Source organism: Actinoallomurus acaciae (genome assembly GCF_042429965.1).
In the GTDB taxonomy this organism is placed as follows: domain Bacteria; phylum Actinomycetota; class Actinomycetes; order Streptosporangiales; family Streptosporangiaceae; genus Actinoallomurus; species Actinoallomurus acaciae.
On sequence record NZ_JBHLZP010000990.1, the window covers coordinates 1 to 1,526 of the forward strand.

A 1,526-nucleotide genomic window follows, 5' to 3' on the forward strand; every position below is an offset into this window, starting at 1 on the left:
GGCGTCCCGGACGAACCCGGCCGGCCGGTACGCGCGGCGACCAGCCGTACCTCGCGACGCCGCGGCGACTCGTCGTACAGCAGGTCGCGCAGCCGGGCCAGCAGCCGGTCGTCGAGGGCGTGCAGCGCCCCGGCCGCGGAGGCGTCGACCACGACGGTGGTCCGCTCGGGTTCGTCGGGCAAGGCTGCCGCGAACCCGACGGCCGCGGCGTCGGTCTGCGCCGAACGGACCACGAGCGCCGACTCGGCCCGTTCGACCACTATCGCGTCTTCACTCCCACCGGCCCGCACTCGCGCCTCCTTCCACCGCCACGCCCTCACTCACTGCACGTGCGGCGGGGCGCCGCGAGTTCACCCCGAGATCGGCGATCTCATCCCGGTACGGCTACGCGCTACTCTCCGAAGAGTCGCGCCGGGCTCCGCCGACACCGGTGGCGCGACGGACCGGCGGCGAAGAGGAGAGTTCCGTTGGCTCGAGATCGGCGCCGTGGTCTGCTCCGAGGCGACGTGAGAGGGGCGGGCACGCCCGTGACGGCCCCGGAGGATCCCGTACCGCCCGGCGACGGCCGCTGGTCGCGGGTCGTGTTCCTCGGCGACGACGAGGCGCGGCGGACGTTCGCGCACACGGTGCTGGCCCGGCTGGCGGCGTCCTCCCCCGCAGGCGGCCTTCTCGTCGCGCTGTGCGTGGCGCCCACGCGACGGGCCGACTGGGCGTGGACGCGCTGGCTGCCCCACACGCGCGAGGGCGCGGACGACCGGGCCGAGGCGCTCGGCCCCCGTCCCCCGTTCGTCCCCGGCGTCCGGGCGGACCCCGCCGAACCGCTCGTCGTAGTCGTCCTCGACGGCGCCGACCCGCCGCCCGGCGAGTACGGCCCCGCGGGCCTGCGGGGCACGGTCGTGCTCGACCTGAACGGCCGGCGGCACCGGCCCGGCCGTACGACGCTGCGCCTGGACGTGACGGCCCAGGGCGTACGGGCGACGTGGGCCGATGAGGACCGTACGGAACGGTCCGCGCCGCTTCCCGACGCCGCGGCGGCCGCCCGGCTGCTCGTCATCGGCGTCCATTCCGCCGAGCCCGGCACGGTGGAGCACCGTCTCGCCCGCGCCCTGGACGACCCCGAGACCGGCCATCCGTGGCTGTGGCCCCAGCCCCCGGAGACCGGCCCGGCCATCGACCATCTGCTCCCCCCGCTCATCCCCACGCCCGGCCGGGGGCTGAGCACGGCGACGCCGACGGACGGCGAGCCGTTGACGGTGCCGGTGGGCATCGTCGACCGGCCGTTCGAGCGGCTCGGCGACGTCCTGCGGGTGGACGCGTCCGGGCACGTACTCATCCTCGGTGGCGCGGGCAGCGGGAAGAGCACGCTGGTCACCACCCTGGTCACCGCCCTGGCCCTGACCCGCACGCCGGACGAGGCCCGGTTCTACTGCCTCGACCCCGGCGACGCCCTCGGGCGCCCTTGTCACTCTTCGGCCTGCTCGGCCTTGAATTCCTCGAACTCCTGGCGCAGCGCATCATCGTCCGCA

The 1,526-nt window shown here is 75.8% G+C and carries 2 protein-coding genes; one reads left to right on the top strand and one right to left on the bottom strand.

The genetic code is table 11. The features are described 5' to 3' along the window. On the bottom strand, positions 1 to 290 hold a 290-nt coding region (locus ACFFNX_RS49690; RefSeq protein ID WP_378213468.1), incomplete at its 3' end, for a hypothetical protein. A 237-nt stretch (positions 291 to 527) separates the two neighbouring features. Between ACFFNX_RS49690 and ACFFNX_RS49695 the strand changes: the two genes are divergently transcribed. Continuing rightward, positions 528 to 1,526: FtsK/SpoIIIE domain-containing protein (locus tag ACFFNX_RS49695; protein ID WP_378213469.1), on the top strand; the 999-nt coding region annotated here is incomplete at its 3' end.